This is a genomic window from Allokutzneria oryzae (assembly GCF_042429765.1).
GTDB classification, from domain to species: Bacteria; Actinomycetota; Actinomycetes; order Mycobacteriales; family Pseudonocardiaceae; genus Allokutzneria; species Allokutzneria oryzae.
This window is the reverse complement of record NZ_JBHLZU010000027.1, coordinates 266,700-286,128: the sequence shown is the minus strand read 5'-3', so window position 1 is coordinate 286,128 and position 19,429 is coordinate 266,700. Positions and strand designations below refer to the sequence as shown.

The following is a 19,429-nucleotide window of genomic DNA, read 5'->3' as shown; positions in this document are numbered from 1 at the left end:
CTGGTGGGGAACGCGTGGGACAATGCCTTCGACGCATTCGCCTATGCGATGCAGGACTTTGCCGGGAGCGTGGACGAGTTCATCCACGAGTTCCAGAACTGGGCATCGAGTGTCGGTATCTGGGTGCCGCCGATCGACATGACCATGGCGGTCAACGGTCTGCTGGGTGAGTACCCGAAGGCCGATGCCGAGAAGTCCGCGCAGCTCGTGCAGTTCTACTTCGACGAGTCCAACCGGACCATCGACTTCGGCAAGGAACTGGCCCGGCTCGCCGAGAACATCGACCTCCAGGTCGAGGGCGGCCAGACGCCGTTCGCCCTCAAGCAGAAGCTGGTGGAGTTCCAGCAGTCGCTGCTGCAGCTGTCCAACGCCCAGCTCCAGGTCGGGCTGGGCGTCAACCAGTTCAACCAGCAGGTCGTGCTCATGAAGAGCATGTACCAGGCCAACCTGATCCTGCTGGCGTTCGAGGTGCTGCGGCCGCTGATCATGGCCGCGTTCTCCTTCGGCGGCTCGCTGGCCACCATCCCCCCGATGATCGTGGCCCGCACGCTCGCCGCGAAGAAGCTGGCCACCGAGCTGATGGAGGCCATCAGCCGGATCGCCGCGAAGGCCGGCGCGATCCGGCCGGTGATGGTGAGGGGCGCGGCCAAGGCGGCGCTGGGTTCTGTGCCGCGCTTCGTCACGCACACCGTGCCCAGGGTCGTCACGAAGGGCGTCCCGCACGTCGTCACGAAGACGGTGCCCCGGATCGCCCGGGCGACCCCTGCCTGGATCGCGAGCAAGGTCGGGCCGTCCGCCATCGCCGGGCGGATGGCCGCCACGCAGGTCCAGCACCAGCTCAGGCACCAGTTGCTCAGGGAAGCCCTGGAGGCGGGTGCCTCACAGACCGCGCGCAGGCAGCTGGCGCGGCAGCTGGCATCGCGCGCGGTGAACCGCGAGCTGGCGCAGCAGCTGGGCGCCCGGTTCGCCGGGCGCACGGTGACCCGGGCCGCTGTGGTGAACCCGGAGATGCGCGCGCTGTTGTCCCGCGCCGCCGAGAAGGCGGTCGCCAACGGGATGACCAAGGGCGGCCTGGTCCTCCAGCGGATCAAGGGATACGGCCTGCGCTCGGCGCTGATGTACGGCGTGGGCACGGACGTGGCCGCGCAGGCCGTGACCGTCATGCGCACCGACGGCCGCTACCAGTACAACCCGGTTTCGACGCTGGCCTCCTTCGTGGGTGCGGCGCTGGGTGGCGCCCCGCTCGGCATGGCGACCCGCTCGATGGGCTTCCTGACCATGGGCGCGGTCGGTGGTGTGCTCGGTCTGTACGGCTCGCACTACCTGACCCAGGCCCTCACGCCGACGCCGCCGGAGGTGCTGGCGCAGCGCGCCGGCCACGGCGCCAACCCCAGCGAGGAGCTCAAGGCCGAGGACATCTGGCAGGCCGGAGTCGGCGGCGCCCTCGGCGGTACCTGGGAACAGCTGATCGGTGAACGGGACATGGGCCAGGTCCGGATGGCCCTGGACGACATGCGGCTGACGTGGCGGAACCTGGGATCGGTCTCCATGCCCGACCTGTTCACGCCGACCATCCACACCCCCACTCCGACTCAGGCCCCGACCCCGACCCAGGCCCCGCAGCAGACCGGCGCGGGCGGTGGTCCGGGCAGCGGCGGCCCCGGGAACACCGCGTCGCAGCGCGGCGGCACTCCGGCCGGTGGCGACGACGGCGGTGGGAACAACCAGCCCGCCACGCCGGACAACGGCGAGCGGCAGAACGTCCCCGCGGGCGGGGACCCCAGTCAGGCGCAGCCGCAGCGGGGCGGGGAACCCTCGCGGGGCAACGACTCCGGCGACCGTCCACAGAGGACGGAGACGCGGACCGAGACGCGGACGCCGAGCCCGAACCGGGGCGAGGGCCAGCCCCAGACCAGCCAGCCGCACACCGGCCAGCAGTCCGGAGAGGGCCGGACCGACCGGGACACCACCACCAGCGACACCAACACCGACACGAACGCCGACCGCGACACCTCCGACCGTGGCGACACGAACAGCCGGGGTGACTCCAACGGCCGGGGCGAGGACAACACCGACGGCGACAACTCCAGCCGTGGTGACTCCAACAACCGAGGCGACTCCAACACCGACGGCGACACGAACTCCGACGGCGACACGAACAGCCAAGGTGACTCGAACACCGACGGCGACACCAGGACCGACGACTCGGACGGCGACAAGACCGACGATTCCGGGGACACCTCCCGCACCGAGGGGGACACCGACTCCGACAGCGGGTCGCGGTCGGAGGGCGAGGACACCGACGGCAACCGGCAGGGTGACCGGGGCGAGAGCGGGGAGCGCCGTTCCGCTCAGGTCGGCGACACCCGGCAGTCGCCGCCGCACACGCTGGAGCCGTCCGACTCCCTCAAGGAGATGATGGAGGGCGAGGACCACTCGGCCGTCTCGGCCGACCACTCCACGATCGCCGCGTCCATCGTGCTGGAGGACCTGCAGAGCAACGGCCAGGTCACCGTCAACTTCGCCGAGAACGGCAACGGGGACCGGGTCCCCACCACCATCACCGCCGTCTCCCCGGACGGCACCATCGTGGAGACGGCCCTCAAGTACGACGACGCCCTTCCGCCCGGCGCCTACCACGTCGTTCCCGGCGAGTTCACCCTCACGCCGGAGGGCTGGGTGCAGACCAGCCCCGCGGAGCTCCACATCTCCACCACCGTCGCCTCCGGTGTGGACGAGATGGTCGCGCACGCCCGGGAGCAGATGAACGCGGCACTGGACCACCTGTGGGCCGACAGCCCGGTGGTGCAGGTCGGCAGCATCGGCCCGAGCAACGGCCGCGCCACCCCGGCGGACAGCAGCGTCGCCACGCCCGGCCAGACCTGGCACACCGTGCCGCGCAGCGTCACCGTCGAGGAGACCGGCTCCGACACGAGTGCCACCGACGGCGATGACGCCGACACCACCGCTGCCGACGGTGACACCGACACGAGCGGCGCGGACGCGGTCGACCGCTCCTTGCAGCTGCTTTCCGACGAGATCACCCACCTGCGGACCACGGCCGCGGACGGTGTTCTGGTGCTGGACGGGCGACCGGTGCCGGTCGCGATCACCGGCAACGCGGAGGCCTCGACGCCGACGTTGACCGCGATGGGGGCGCTGTTCCTCCAGCCGGAGCTGGACCCGCGGCTGGACACCCTGCTCGTCCACTACTCCACCGACACGCGCGTCGCCGTCAACATCGTGCTCGACCCCACGGCTGCGCCGGACCGGGTCGTCGTCGACGCGGGCGACTGGGTCGGGCGGGCCGACGGGACCGTCGCCCAGCAGACCACCGCGACCCTCACCCTGCCCGTGACCGAGTCGGCCGACCGGATGCGGGAGCTGGTCGAAGCCGGTCTCCGGGAGCTGCACGACTCGGTCCCCGGGAACACCCCAGAAGGCGCAGCGCCGCAGGCCCGCAGCGGCTACAACGCCGACGACCTCCTCGCGGCCCAGCAGCAGGAACCGGTCGAGAAGCGGGTCTACGTCGGCGAGGACGCCGCGTACCACCAGGAGTTCGAGGCCGAGCTCGAGAAGGCGCTGCCCAACGTGGCCCGCCGCCTGGGGATCGAGGTGGAGCTGGTCGGCGACCGGGTCATGCGGCTGCACTACCCGAACGGCGCCACCCTCGACGTCGTCATCGGGGCGGTCAACGACCTGCCCGCGGGCACCACCCGGATCAAGGCGCCGACGTGGAGCGTCGTCGGCGGGCGGATGGTGCAGGACTCCGTCGCGGCGATGACCGTCTCGGCACTGAGCCCCAGCGGCACGGCACAGCAGAAGATGATGGCCCGGGTGCTGATGCGCCAGCTCCTGCAGGGCGGGGCGGACATCGCCCAGGTCCACGGCACCGACGGGCACGCGGCGATGCGCCTGTCCGAGCGGGCGCAGCCGATCCTCTCCGCTGTCGAGTCCGCGGTTCCCGGAACGCGGGTCCTCTCCGACCCCGCCGCCCCCGGCGACCCCGCCCGGTACTCCGTGCTGTTGTCCGACACCGAGGCCCTGCTGGACGCCCAGCAGGTCGTCCTGGGGCTGGAGGGCCAGGGCTACGAGCTCACCGGGGTCGCCAACGGCTGGGCGGACGGCGAGCCGGGTCTGGTCACCACCTGGCGGACGCCCGGCGGTGACACCGTCGTGCTGCGGCTGGAGACGCCCGAGTCGCTCGTCGCCCGGCAGCACATGGCCCTGCTCGACCAGCAGCTCGCCCAGACCGCTGACGACGACACGGCGCTGCGGGACGCGCTCGCCAAGCAGCGGCGCGAGATCCTCGAAGCGGTCTCCGAACCCGACAACCTCGCCGACGAGATCGCCAACGGCGACTGGCGGGACAACCCTCCCCAGCGCGACGCCGCGAGGCCGGCCAACCCTCGGATGAACCCGCACATGCGGGCGAGGATGGCCGTCAACCTCGCCATGCGGCAGACCACCGAGGACGCGGTGCTCCTGCCCGACATGGGGCGAGAAGGCGACACCACGCCGACCGACATGGTGCAGCTGCCGGAGACCAACCACGCCGAGCACGGCCGCACCTTCCTGGAGAACCTGCACCGGTTGGGTTTCCGGGTGGACGGTCCGATCGTCAACGGCTGGGCCAACGGCGAGCCCGGTGTCGTGGTGCAGGTTCGCGACGTCGCCACCGGGCAGCGGCTCCAGCTGCGGCTCGTCACGCCGCAGGCCGCCGACGTCCGCACCTACACCAACGCCCTCACCAGGGTGGACGTCATCGCCCGGCGGATGGCCGACGAGAACACCGACGCCGCCACCCAGCAGCGGCTGGACCAGGCGCTCAACCAGATGTGGGAGGTGCTCCACCCGGAGAGCCGGTCGGAGCAGGACGGTCAGCCGGACCGGGAGACCCAGGAGGAGCAGCAGCTCAGCGACGAGGAGCGGAGCACGCGGCTGGACGAGGTCCGGGCGGCGCTGGAGCAGCGGCGGGACGGGGCGCGGGACGGGCTGATCACCCCGCGCGACGCCGAGACCATCCAGGCACCGGAGATCCCGGTCATCCGCTCGGCGTTCGTGCGGGCGAACGAGCACGACTGGGCCGCGGACGCGGTCAGCGGCGCGGACGCGGTCGGCCGGATGACCGACGCGGCAGCCTGGCGGACCGGCGAGCGCCCGCACGGGGTCAGCGACGCCGACATCCGCGCGCTGACGGCGCACACCGACGGCGGCAACCAGACCCGCACCGAGGCGTACCGCGCCATGCGGCATCAGCGCTACCGCATCGCCTCGTGGCAGAGCGCCAAGGAGAAGATCCAGCAGAAGATCCTCGGCCAGCCGGTCAGGGCGTTCGAGCTGCGGGACACCAGGGTCTACCACGAGCACCTGGACCCGGCGGTCAAGAGGCGGTGGTGGAACACCGCCTCGTTCGAGCTGGACCGGCAGATGCTGAAGCAGGCGCGCGCCGACGCCAAGATCCTCAACCGCGTCACGAAGACGCTGAACAAGGCCGACCCGACCACCGCGCCGGTGCGGCTGCACTGGGGCTTCGACAACCTCGCCTCCGTGGTCGGCAGGACCGAGGGGCTGGTGGGACACCGCTTCAGCCACCTGGCACCGATCACCGCCTCCACCCAGGAGCACCACTCCAGGGTGTGGGACCACGAGGTCGTCCTCTACCTGCCGACCGGCACGCGGGCGCTGCACCTCGGTGACGGCATGCGCGGCGCCGAGTTCGCCGGGGACACGCTGATCGGCGGGGACGCGACGTTCGAGATCGTCCGGGTGCAGGAGCGGCAGGGCAAGCTCCAGCTGCACATCGTGCTCGTCGACGGTCCCGTTGTCGTCCCCGACGCACCGGCCAACGACGACCCCAGCGTCTTCGACGAGGCCGGCAGCGCGGACGGCGGCGACGAGGACGAGACCACCGTGGATCCGGACGAGGTCCTGGATCCGGACGAGCTGCGCGACCTGATCACGGCGGAAGCGGTCGACGGCGACGACGCGGTCACCCGGATGCCCGACGCCTCGGACTGGCGGACCGGTGAACGCCCGAACGGGATCACCGAGGACGAGACCGCCGCGCTGCGGGACTCCACGGGGATCGGCTACCAGGTCCGCAACCGCGCCGTGCGGCAGGTCATGGAAGGCCGCGCCCCTGACGAGCGCTCGGCCCCGGTCACCGGTGAGGAGCTGCTCTCCACCGGTGAGTACCAGGACTACGTCGACCGGCTCGGCTTGGCCGAGGACCGTCTGCCGGGGTTGGCCGACGGCGACGCGGCGATCCTCAACGGAGTGGCCAGCGCACTCGGCAAGGTCGATCCCACGACCGCGCCGGTGATGCTGCACTGGGGCTTCGAGGACCTCAACCAGCTGGTCGGGGACTTCGGCAGCCCGGAGCACCTCGTCGGCAGGCGCTTCACCAACTTCGCGCCGACCTCGACCTCCGTCGAGTCCGGACGCGCGGGGCAGCGGAACTTCGAGGCCACCGTCTACGTGCCGGGCGGCGCGAAGGTGATCTACCTGGGCGACCTGTCCAGCTCGCCCGCCGAGCGGGAGGCGTTGCTGCCCACCAACTCGGAGTTCGAGGTCATCGGGACCCGCGAGGTCGACGGCGCGCTCCAGCTGGACCTGCTGCTCGTCGGCGGCCCCGCGCTGACCCCCGACGCCACCGTGCGGAACGCCGAGACTTCCGGACAGGACACCGAGACCACCGGGCAGGACACCGAGACGCAGCAGGCTCCGGCCCCGGAACTGCCCGACAGCTTCCGCGGCCCGCTGGGCGAGGTGATCACTCAGGTCACCACGCTGCGCACGCTCATCGCCGAGGAGAACGCTCGCTCTCCCCTGCCCGAGGCCGAGGCCCTGACCTGGGCGCTGGACCGGGTCGAGGAGCTGACCGGACGGCTGGAGCTGGCCGCCCGGGACGCCGAGCAGAGCCCGGACAGCGGCCGCCGCGACCGGGGTAGCAACCGTCTGCTCGCGCTGCTCGACGACGCGGTCAGCGCGGTGCACGAGATCGCCATGAACCGGACGATCCCGATGGACGGCGTGCCGCTCGGTGGTCGGCTGCACGAGGCCAGTCAGCAGCTCAGGTCACCGTTGCACCCCGAGGTCCTGCGGCAGCACATGCCCGCGGTGAACGAGTCCGACCTGGTCCAGGTCGATGCGATGGGCTACCTGCTGTACAGCTACTTCCACCGGGCCAGCTGGTACGGCGACTACCGCAACGCGGTCCTGGCGAGCGACCAGTCCAGCACCTCGCTCTGGGATCTGGTCGGCGAGGACGCTTTCGTCCGCCTCGGTCTGGCGGACGCGGTCGGCCACCGCAACTCCGTGGTCACCCTGGTCGGACGCGCGCGGGCACACAGCGCGGAAGTGGCGGGCTCGCCGCTGGCGATGGGTGAGCTGACGCCGAGCGAGTCCGAGTTCGACCGGCTCGCCGAGGAGTTCCGGGACCGACGGCGGACCGGCGAGGCTATCGACGGCGACGGCTCGCTGGAGTGGTGGAACTCCCTGCCCCAGGAAGCCCGCGACCTCGTCGCCGAGCTCAACAGGCGCAACACCGGCGACGCCCTGCACCTGCACCGGATCCTGGACCGGCTGAACAGCTACCGCGCGTACGTGGCGAACTGGGACGGCAGTCCCCCGGCCCGCGACCCCCGGATGGACTCCCTGCTGGAGCGCTTCGACGCGCTGGCCGAGCGACCGTACGTCTCCGACGAACCGGTGGTCTTCTACCGCGGGTTGTCCTTGGACCGGCTGCCGCGACTGCAAGACGGCGACGGCCCGTCGGACCACTTGCGGCAGGATTCGGGTGCGCTGGCCGCCGGGTACTTCCGGCGCGGGTCGACGGTCGTGATCCCTACGACGGTCTACGCCTCGGAAGATCGGGGCCTCGCACAGAACTACGCCGAACGCGGACACGCCAACGGTGTGCAGGTCGTGCAACGGATCATGACCAAGCGCTTCCTGCGGCTCGACGACGAGGGCACCCTGAACGAGGTCGCCCTGGTCCCGGAGACCTACGTCGTCCAGGACACGCGCATCGTCTTCGATGAGGACGGTCGCCCCACGGTCGTCGTCGACCTCGTCGGCGAGAGCGTCTGGAACGACGACGCCGCCGTTGGGGCCAGCGACTTCGCCGCCAACGCGGGCACCACGGTCACCGAGCTGGACGCCCCGGCCCGGGACGCGATCACCGAGGTGGCGCTGCACGCCGCGGCCGAGATGGCACGGGTCACGGGCAGGGACGTGGCGGAGGCGATCGAGGCCATCCGCACCGTCACGCAGACGATGACGGTGCTGGAGGACTCCGAGGCCGGGGTCCGGTCCCTGGTGGACTGGGCGGACGGCGAGGGCCGGGTCGCCGTGCGGGTCGAGGACGGGGTCACCGTCGCCGAGCTGGCCGGTCGCGTCCTGCACGAGGCCACGCACGTGCTCCAGGGTGCGCCGAACGGGCGGCCCATCTCCGAACTGCGGCAGTTCGAGGTGGCCGCACACCAGGTTGAGGGGCAGCTCTACCGGCTGCTTCCCGCCACGGTGCTGGCCCCGGAACTGGCGGCCGTGGCCACCTGGACCCCGGAGCAGACCGCCGACGTGGTGCGGGAGAACGTGCACCCGGCGGACAGCCCGTACCTCGCGGCGCTGGCCAGTGGCGAGAGCACCCAGCAGCACTCGCACCGCGGACAGGGCCCCGAAGAAGCGCAAACGTTCGTCCAACAGGACGAAAGCTCGCGGCAAAGTGGCACGGCTAACACCGGGTCCACGATGGACGCGGCCCTGGTGCCCCGGCGGTTGCGCGGTCAGGTCGCCGACCTGCGTGCCGAGATCGAGACCGCGAGCGCTCAGCCCTCGTTCCACCGGGGCGCGGAGCTGAACGCGATCCTCGACCGGCTGGAAAGCCTCGCGGGCCAGCTGGAGGAGACCGCGCGCGAGTTCGCCGCGCGGCCGGACGACCAGGCGCTCGCCGACCGCGGAGCCCGGCTGGTTCGGGTGGCCAGCGACCACGTCACGGCGTTCAACGAGATCACCCGCGAACGCGCTGTCGCACTGGACGGGCAGCCGCTCGCAGGGATGTTTGTCGTCGACGGCCGCGAGCCCCTGCCGTTGCTGCACCCGGACGTGCTGCGCTCGGTGGCGCAGCATGCCACGACGACCGAGACCGACGCGATCGGCTACTTCCTCTTCCGGCACTTCCACTCCGACGCGTCGTACGCGGACTACCGCAGCGCGGTGGCCGCCAACGGCGGCACGGACTCCACGCTGTGGCAGGCGGTCGGCGACGACGCGTACCTGCGGACCTCGACGCTGAACATCCGCCAGCACCGCAGCTCCGTTGCGAGCATCATCGGTCACGCGAGCGGCGAGTCCGGTGTGCGGATGGAGCTGCCGCAGCTGGCGAGCATCCACGACAGCGACTCCGGGCAGCTCCCCACGCTGCCGGGCAGGACCGAAGCCGAACGCGCGTGGATCGAGGGCCTCAGCGAGGCCGACCGCGCGTGGGTCGAGACGTTCCGCGAACGGAACTACGAGGTCAACTTCTACCGCGCCTACCTGGCCGCGCACGACAATCAGCCACCGGTGCGCGACGCCGCCCTCGACGAGCTGATCGGGCACGTCGAAAGGATCTTCCAGACGCCGTTCGTCTCCGACGAGCCCGTCGTCTTCTTCTCCGGCAGGAAGATGGACAAGGGCTTCCAGGTGCAGGAGATCGACCCCTCCGCCACGGAGGGCCTCGACGACGATCTCAGCGCCCTCGTGCGGTCCTACCTCTCGCCGGGCACGGTGCTCAGCGCCCCCGGGCTCACCCCCGGCTTCGCCTACGCCGCGTACGACCCGTCTTGGACCGTCGACTACGCGCTCGACGGTGACGACACCTCGGTCGCCGTCGTGCAGCGCATCACCACCAGGCGCTGGATGCCGCTGGAGAGCTGGACCGAGCTCGACGAGGTGGTGCTCGCGCCCGAAGCGATGGTCGTGCGCGACGTGCACGTCATGACCGGCCCCGACGGCAGGCGGGTGCTCGTCGTCGACCTCGTCGGCGAGAGCGCCTGGCAGGAGGGCCTCATCCCGACGGCGAGCGCCGCTCCTGACAACACCGCGAACACCGGGGCCGTGGACCCCAGGACCGCAGCCGCGGCCAGTACCGCGGTGACGGAGCTGGACGCCCCGGGGATCAGGAGAAGCATCGAGACGGTCGCGGAGCTGGCCGCGGAGACCGTCGCGCGTCGCACCGGGACCTCTCCGGCCGACGCCAGGGACGCGATCCAGTACATCGCGCGGACCATGACGGTCGCGGGCGACGGCGCGCGATCGGCGCTGGATTGGCAGACCGGCGGTGCGTCGGTGCGGCTGGACCCCGGCGCCACGGTCGCCGAGCTCGCCGGGCAGGTCGTGCATCAGGCCACGCACTGGTTGCAGGGACCGCCCGCCGGGCGGAGCACGACCGAGGCGCAGGAGCTCCAGGTCGCCGCGCACCTGGCAGAGGCTGATCTCTACCGCCTCCTGCCGGAAGAGGCGCGGACCGCGAGGATGACCGAGATCGTCACCTCGCCGGACTACGAGAGCGTGGTCCGCGGCGAGATCCGCACGGCCCCGCTCCGGGAGCTCGTCCGGGACGCCGCGCGGAACACCCCGGCCGGGAGGTCCGTCAGGTTCGAGCCGGCGGATCTGCGCGCGTTCCTCGCCGCGCTTCCGGTCGTCCAGGGCGACCCGAGCTCCCTGAACCCCGACCTGGACTTCATGGAGCGGCGCAGCACGTTCGTCGCGTTCGCCGACGAGCTCGTCGCCGATGGCCCGGAGCGCGACGCGCACGTCGAGAACCTGCGGCTGTTCGCGGCCGAGCAGCTGGGGCTCCCCGACGCGGAGCTGGTCCAGCTGAGCAGGGGCCAGTACTTCCGGGTGGTCGACGGCAACGGCGAACCGGTCGCGGTCATCGGTGTCCACCGCACCCTGGAGGAGCTCGCGGCCCGCCTCTGGGCCGACGAACGGCTCAACGCCGAGGACTTCACCGAGTTCCACACGCCGACGTTCCTCGGCGCGGGCGTCATCTTCTCCGATGGCGTCGCACTTCCGGTCTCGCTGTCCACTCCTGAGCCCGGCGAGACCATGACGGAGGTCGCGAGGCGGATCGCCGACGCGCCGCCCGGTGAACGACAGCAGCACGTCGAACGGATGGAACGCCTGCTGACGAAGGCAGCGAAGGCGTTCGCGGAGCTGCACCTGCGCACCAGGGACACCGCGCGCGATGACGGTCCTGCCGGGGCCTACTGGTTGGAGACGGCCACCGCGTTCCTCCGCAACGCCCACGCCATGGCTGTGGCCGACGGCCGGCCCGAGCTGGTCCCCGGTGACCTGGCTTCTCGGCTGGCGCCGACGGCTCAGAGCCAGGTGTCCCTGCCGGACGGCTGGGTCGCCGCGGTGCACGACCACGCCCACGGCGAGAACATCCTGTACTTCCGGGACGAGGTGACCGGCGAGGAACGCCTCACCATGCTCGACCTGGAGGGGCTGCCGAGGTCGCTGGACAGCGACTACAACCCGACCGGCGAGGCGCGGCGGACTCAAGAGGACGTCCAGTCCTTCGCCAACGACATCTACTACACGCTGGACGATGACCTCGGCCTGCCCGAACTCGTTCCGGGCATGACCGAGCACTTCCTGAGCGCGTACGAATCGGCCATCCGCGGGACGGCGCTGGACGGCGAACTGCACGGCTTCCAGGTCTTCAAGGCCGCGCAGGACGTGCTGACCGCCTACCGCGGCCTCGCCGACGGCGGTTCTCCCGAGGTGCTCGCCGAACGCGTGCACGCGGTGCGCGAGCTGATGGGGCTGGCCCGGCTGGACGCCGCGACGACCGCGGCCGCCGGTTCGGTGGTCACCGCGCTCGACGAGCCGTCCAGGGCGCTGATCGGCCAGGTCGCCGACTCGGTTGCCCAGGAGATCGCCGATCTCACCGGCCGCACCGTGGACGAGGTCCACCAGGCCGTCGCGGACGCCGTGCGGACCATGACCGTGCTCTCCGACGGAGACGACCAGGTCCGCGCCCACGTGGACTGGTCGACCGGTGATGGCCGGGTCAGCGTGCGGGTCGAGGACGGCGTCACCGTCGCCGAGCTGGCCGGACGCGTCGTGCACGAGGTCACCCATGTGCTGCAAGGGGATCCGACCGGACGCACGGTGGAGCTCCTGCAGCAGCGGGAGGTCGAGGCGCACCTGGCCGAGCTCGCGCTGTACCGGACGCTGCCCGCATCGGTGCTGACCGAGGAGCTGGCCAGGGTCGCGACGTGGACGCCGGGGCTGACCGAGGACGTCGTGCGGACGGCCGTCCACCCGGCGGACAGCCCGTACCTGGCGGGACTGTCCGAGGGCGACAGCTCGGTCCAGCACTCCCGGCGGGGCCCCGGCCGGTTGAGGGGCCTGTTCGGGCGGGCGGGCGAGGTGGTCCGGTCGCTGCGGGCAAGCGCGGACGGCGACTCGATGACACCCGCGATGGCGCAGCTGCGTGGACTCGTCGACAGCGTCCTCGTGGGCCCGACCGGGCAGCGGGTGCGTGTCTCCACCGAGGCGCTGAACGCGTTCATCGACGCGCTGCCCGTGGTCCAGGGGACCCGCGAGGGCACCACGGTCCCGCACATCGACACCCGGATGGCGGCGTTCAGCGAGTACCAGGCCGCTCTCGTGGGGGCCGACGAGCCGGGCAGCCCCGGAGCAGAGCACCGGGAGCGCCTGCGGCTGTTCGCGGCCGAGCAGCTGGGACGCGACGAGGCCGACGTCACGCTGGAGCTCCTCGCCGGGGAACGGTTCTTCAAGGTCGTCGTCGACGGCGAAGCGGAACACGTGCTCAGCGTGCACCAGTCCATCGAGGACCTGGCGTACCGCTTCTGGTCGGACCAGCGGGTGGCCGAGCACGCCGTCGAGAAACACGGTTACGACCACTTCGAGATGCCGGAGTACCTCGCGCTCGGCGTGGTGCACGGGCCCAACCTGGTGCTCGGCGTCTCGCTGACCACATTGATGCCCGGCGAGACCATGGGCCAGCTCGCGCAGCGGGTCGCGGAGGCGCCAGAAGACCAGCTGCCGCGGGAGACCGCGCGGGCCGAGCGGATGCTGACGCTGGTCGCCAAGGCGTTCGCGGAGCTGCACCTGCGGACCCGGCACCGAGCGGGCGAGGACGGTCCGGCAGGGGCGCACTGGCTGACGCCCGCCACCGAGATCATCCGCGTCGCGAACGCCATGGCCGAGGCCGACGGCCGTTCCGACCTGGTGGACAGGGACCTGGTCACGGCGCTGGAGGAGCGCGGGCTGCTGACCGAGTTCCTGCCCGCCGCGTGGGTCTCCGCCGTGCACGCCGCCGCGCCCGGCGAGGCGCACACCACCGTCGACAACTTCCTCTTCTTCAGCGACGAGGAGGGCAACGAGCGGTTCTCGCTCCTCGACTTCGAGGCGCTGGCCCTGTCCCTGGACGGCTCGGGGGTTCCCCTGGGCATGTCCAGCGAGAACGACGTCCGGGCGATCGTCACCGGTATCCGGATCGCCTTCACTCGGGCGGGCCTTGAGCACCTCGTCCCGGGGCTGACCCAGCATTTCGAGGCCGCCTACGACTCGGCCGTGCGCGGGGCGACGCTGGACGGCGAGCTGAAGAACTTCCAGACGTTCACCGCCGCGCAGCGAGTGCTGATCGAGTACCGGCAGTTCAGCAGGAGCGGCGAGGACTCCACCGGCGTCGAGGACGCGGTGCGGGCACTGCGCGACCTGCTCGACCCGGTCCTGACCACCCAGGCCAAGACCGTGGTGACGGACCTGGACGCCGTGAGCGCGGAGATCGAACGGGTCGCGCTGCTGGCTGTTGACGCGATCGCCGACGCGGCGGGTACCGCCAACGGCTACGCCAGGGAGGACATCGCCGACGAGATCCGCGAGATCGTCGAGACGATGACAGTGCTCACCGATGGTGACGCGCGGGCCGTTCTGAACTGGGAGGACGGGAAGGTGTCGGTCCGGGTGACGCCCGGCGTCACCACCGTCGCCGAGCTGGCCGGTGCCGTGGTGCACGAGGTGACGCACTGGTTGCAGGGGCAGCCGACCGGGTTGAGCACGACCGAGCTCCAGGACCGTGAGGTCGCCGCGCACACGGCCGAGCGCGCGGTCTACGAGGCGATCCCCGCCGAGGCGCGGACCGCCCGGATGAACGAGATCGTGGACTCGCTCAACTACGAGGCGGTGGTTCGCCAGGAGATCCACCCGGCCAACAGCGAGTACCTGGCGGCGCTGAGCAGCGGCGAGACGCTGCTCCAGCAGTCCGCCTCCGACGACCCGGTCACCGCCGCCGCTGCCGAGCAGGCGTTCTGGGAGACGCTGACGGCGCTCGACGTCTTCATCGACGAGAACCGGCTCGTCGAGCCCGGGGTCGACGTGGACCTGCGCGAGCTGTTCCGGCTCTTCGGGCCGGAGGACATGCCCGCCGCGATCGTGACCGCGCTGGCGCGGGGCATGGACACCGCGCGCGTGATCGGCGACGTCCAGGACCCGCTCATGCGCCAATCCATGCTTCATTTCGCATGGAACGGAGCGGACGACGCGGGCCGGGCCCGGGTCCCGGCCAAGCTGCTGCGGATCGCGGTGGAGCGCCGCTACGGCGACGCGGTTCCGGACCGGGTGGCCGCCTTCCAGGCCGACGTGGCGCGGCTGAACGCGGGCTACTCCCCCGTTCCCGCGAACGTCGCCGCCGCCGCCTCGTTGTTCGGCTACGACCCGACCAACGCCGCCGACATGGCCGACTTCGGCGAGGTGCTGCGGCAGGCGGGCATCGACCCGGCCACGCGGTCCTTCACCGAGCTGAAGGCGCTGCGCTCGGCGGCGGCCGACCTGTCCGTGCGACGGGGCATGGCCACCGGCGAGCAGCGGCGGAACGTGATCGAGGGCGACCCGCAGGTGCTGGGCGCCGCCGTCCGGTTGCGGCCGTCCTTCCTGCGCCCGGGCGAGGTGCTGCCCGAGGCTCCGCTGCCGGAGGACTCGGCGGCGCGGGCGCAGCTGGACCGCACCGCCCGCGAGGTGCTGCTGCGGTACATGCACGGGCTGCCCGCCGGGATGTCCGCCCCAGGCAACCTGGCCACCGAGCAGGTGTGGAACCAGGTGCGGTCGGCGGTCTACTTCCACGGCGTGCCGTACGCGGCGCTGATGGTGAACCAGATGGCCGGTTCCACGGGGGTGGAGGGCCTGGCCGCGCACGACTTCGTTGCCGAGGTCGGCGACCCGAACGCGCCGACGGCCGCGCAGCAGGAGTTCCTCAACGACAACTTCCTGCGGATCGAGTGGACCATGCCCGGCGAGGGCACGCTCGGCCGCGCGCTGGACCAGGCGGGTCCGCGCACCGGCACCGACGAGCTCGCCGCGACCACCGAGGACGATCTGGCGGAGCTGGCCGACCGGCTCGGCGTGCGGATCGTGCTGGTCGACGAGAACGGTGTGGCCCAGGAGCACGGCGAGTCCGGCAGGCGCCGCCTGATCGTGCTGCGGCAGGGCGGGCACTACGTCTCCGCGCGCGCATCCGCGCTGCCCGTTGACGCGGCGCTGGGCGAGGCCGCCCAGCCGGGGTCCGCGGCCACCGCGCCGCAGCAGCAGCCCCAGTCCCAGCCCGTCCAGCAGCCCCCGGCCGCGCCCGCGACGACCGCACCGGCTGCCCAGGCGGGGAGCACCGGCATCCCGGTCACGGTGTCCTGGACCGGTGGCACCGCCGCCGATGTCTCCCCGCAGGTCCTGGAGGACCTGCGGCAGTCGAGCGCCGCGTCGGCGGAGGGCCTGTACCCGAACGAGGTACCGGTGCTGATCGACGGCACGACCGTGCCGGTGATGATCAAGGCGGACTCCTCCGTCACCGCTCCCGAGCTCGTCGTGTCCAGCCAGGCCGGCGACTCCGGCATCGCCGAACTGACGCTGATGCTGCCGCTCCTGCCCGCCGACCCCGACGCGCAGCGGGCCGCGCTCGAAGCACTGCTCGACGAGGTCCCTGCCCTGCTCGCCCAGGCAGGCCACAGCGCAGGACAGACCCAGCCCGCCGCCACCGCGGAGTCCGGCGCTGGGAACACCGGCTCGACCCCGCAGGGGCAGATCCGCGGCGAGGGCCGGGAGGTGGACGCCGACGGGAACCCGATTCCCGCGGGCGTGCCCACGCTGGCCGGGTTCATCGCGGGTGGCGCCATGGGTCGCATCCCGCACGCCGCGGCGGTCGGCGAGCTGCTCGGCGTCTCCGCGACCGAGGTGGACCTGCGGATCCAGGCGAACTGGCAGGACGCGCTGAGCTCACAGGGCGCGCTGATCACTTTCACCACCGAGGACGGGCGCAGGACCACCCGGCTGATCCACCTGGAGCTCAGCGACGCGGCCCAGGTGCGCTCCGAGGTCAAGCCGCACGAGCAGGGCCACGGCACGTTCGCCCAGGGCCAGGGCGGCTTCGAGACCTCGGCGAACCGCAGCAGCGGTGTCGGCGTCGGCGCCACCGCCTCGGCGGAGGACCTGCTGGGCCTCGCCATCGGCTTGGCCCCGCTCGGCGGCAACCCGATCGCCTCGGCCGGGGTGGGCAAGAAGCTGCAGTTCTCCACCGGTCAGTCGGTGTCCTCGAACCGCTACACCGAGACCAACCACGCCGTCGGGACCAACCGCGGCCCCGCGACGCCGTTCGAGGTCCAGGTGACCGTGAAGGTCACCGAGGTGCACGAGACCGACGGCGCGACCCAGGAGACCGTGGTCTTCGAGCCGGGCGAGTGGACGCCGGAGAGCCGGGACACCCTGGTCATCGGTGTCCCGGACGCCTACCTCACCCGGGTCGAGGACCCGGTGCGGCGCGACGTCTCCGGCGACACCAGCCGCGACTCCAACATGCCGCACATGGCGATCTCGGCCTGGGACTCCAGGGACGTGGTCATCCAGGAGGTCCTCGACCTGCTCGGCCCGGACGTCGCCCAGGCCGTCCCGGACCTGCGCCAGCAGGTGACCACGCACGTCGACATGTTCAGCGCGAGCATGTACAAGGCGGCGAACAACCCCAACGGGTTCACCTTCCCGATCGTCAACAAGGCCGGGCACGTCATCGCGCGGCCGCAGCTGAGCCCCGAGATGTTCCCGGACCGGGCCACGATCATCGGTGGCCACGACTCCGGTGAGTTCGCCGAGGGCGGCATGCTCCTGGAGGAGGTCGGCGTCGGCTTCTACAAGACGGGCGGGGTCACCGCTGTCGGCCGAGGGCTGGACACCGAGGCCAAGGTGGGCTCGGCGATCCTCGGCGCGCTCGACGCCACCATGGACGCGCCGCTCCCGCACGGCGTGGGCAGGACCTGGAGCCGTTCCGGCTCCACCGTTACCTACGCCGACTCCACCGCCATCCACGTCCGGGTGGAGCGGCGCGCCGCGGTCATGCACGAGGTGCCCGCCGTGGTCAACGTGCAGATCCTTTCCGCCACAGGGACGCCCGTCGGCAACCCGAAGGCCATCGAGACGAAGCTGCTCACCCAGATGTGGCGGGCCGACGCCGTGAAGGCCGGTTTCCCGACCTCCGCGCAGGCCGTCGACGCCAACGGCGACCCGGTGGACGTGCCCACCAAGGACGCGGGCCAGCCCGACGCGGTGTTCCCGAATCACCTGCACGAGGCCGGCTCCGGCATGGCCAACGTCCGGGACTTCACCCTGGGCAACCCCGATGGCACGCCGCGGGAGAAGGGCGACGGCGACGGCATCGCGCCGCTGCAGCAGGCCCTGATGAAGATGCTCGCCGACCGAGGGGTGGTCGCGACGCCCGGCGAGGCCGCACTCCGGCAGTCCACGCAGGACAAGCGCGTGCTCAACGGCGAGCGGGTCGGCAAGCAGGTCTCCCAGGCGACCTTCGACGTGGAGTTCGACCAGCTCGTCCAGGACGGGATCAACTTCGACCTGACCTACTCCGACCACCGGTTCCCCGACGAGCTGCGGCACGTCGACGTCGCGTTGCAGGGCACGCCCGACTTCGCCAACGCCGAGTTCCTCGGCTTCATCGACTCCCGGCTCGCCGAGCTGGACATCGAGACCGCCGCCGGCTCGTTCAACACCAGTGACGGCAAGTCCAAGAACTGGGGCACCAACCGGGCAGGCGACGACGAGGTGTTCGGCGGGGCCACCGGCCAGGGCGGTGGCAAGGGCAAGGGTGTCAACGCGGGTGTCTCCATCGCCCGCCGCGGCAACGAGGTGCACCTGTTCGAGACCGGCGCCCGGATGGCCGCGTTCAAGGTCCCGGTCACCGTGACCGCCACGGTGACCGGTCCGGACGGCAAGCCGGAGCAGGTGACCCTCACCGGCACCGTCGAGATCCACCTGCCGGAGGACTTCGCCGACCGGATGGAACCGGTCACGGTCGCCGAGGAGACCGACCACGAGCTGTTCGAGAACAACGACGTGGTCTTCACGTCGCTGGCGGTGCGCGGCCTGCGGAAGGCGTTCCAGGGGATCGCCCCCGACCTGCTGAAGGCGGGCGCGGCCTCCCGCGGCGTCGTGGAGAACATGCTCAGCCCCTCCTACCTGCGGACCAAGCTCAAGGAGGCGCTGGCGGGCGAGATCGGCAACGACCAGCTCTTCGAGGCCGGGGCGGGCACGCACACGCGGCACGGCATCACGATGCGGGCCAAGGCAGGCAAGACCGAGATGATCGGTGTCGTCGACAACTCCGTCACCGGTCACTTCATGTTCCGCATCGACGCGGTGACCGGCAGCGTGAGCATCAGCCGCCCGGTCGGGGTGGACGGCTCGTTCACCGAGGGCTGGGACGCGCTGGCCGGCGAAGGCGGGATGAGCCTGGGCGGAGGCCGCACCGACGGCACCGGTCGGTCCGAGACCCAGATCGCCGGTCTGGAGCAGCTGCCGCTGAGCTTCGAGGACCGCCGGGTGCACCTGCGCACCGAGATGGAACTTGAGGTCGAGGTCAGCTCCGACAAGGCGCTCACCTTGCCAGGGACCGGGTCGACGCAGCGCACGACCACGGTGCCGATCGTGGCGACCTGGGTGATCTCCGAGTCGGAGGCCATGCGCGCCTACGCCGAGGACAAGCTCGCCCTGCCCGCCGACTACGTCGCCGAGTCGCTCAAGCGCTGGCGCGAGGGTGACGCCGAGTTCGGCCGCAACGTGGTGACCCAGGCCGCGATCCGGCTCTCCCGGGAGCAGGAGGCCGCGGGCCAGGAGGTCGACCACACGCTGCTGGCCGAGGCGCTGGAGCAGTACTCCGCCGACGAGCGCGGCGACATCGACGCCGCGAGCTTCACCGCGGCCAGCGACGCGTTCACCCTGCTGGAGCAGATCGCGAAGAGCTCGCCGGCGGCCTCCGAGGCGCTGCGGTCGCTGCACGTGCCGCCCTACCTGGCCAAGGGGCAGTCGCTCGGCGGCAGCCGGGCCATCCGGTTCCTCAAGTTCTTCAAGGGCGAGG

Annotated in this window: 1 protein-coding gene (running past one end of the window); it reads left to right on the top strand. The window is 71.7% G+C overall.

What is annotated here, in order from left to right; genetic code table 11:
• Positions 1 to 3: 3 nt before the first annotated feature.
• Positions 4 to 19,429: the 5' end (the start) of a hypothetical protein gene (locus ACFFQA_RS31755; protein ID WP_377860329.1), read on the top strand. The gene runs 40,190 nt beyond the window's last position; only the first 19,426 of its 59,616 coding nucleotides appear in the window; it begins with the start codon at positions 4 to 6; its stop codon lies off the right edge, out of view.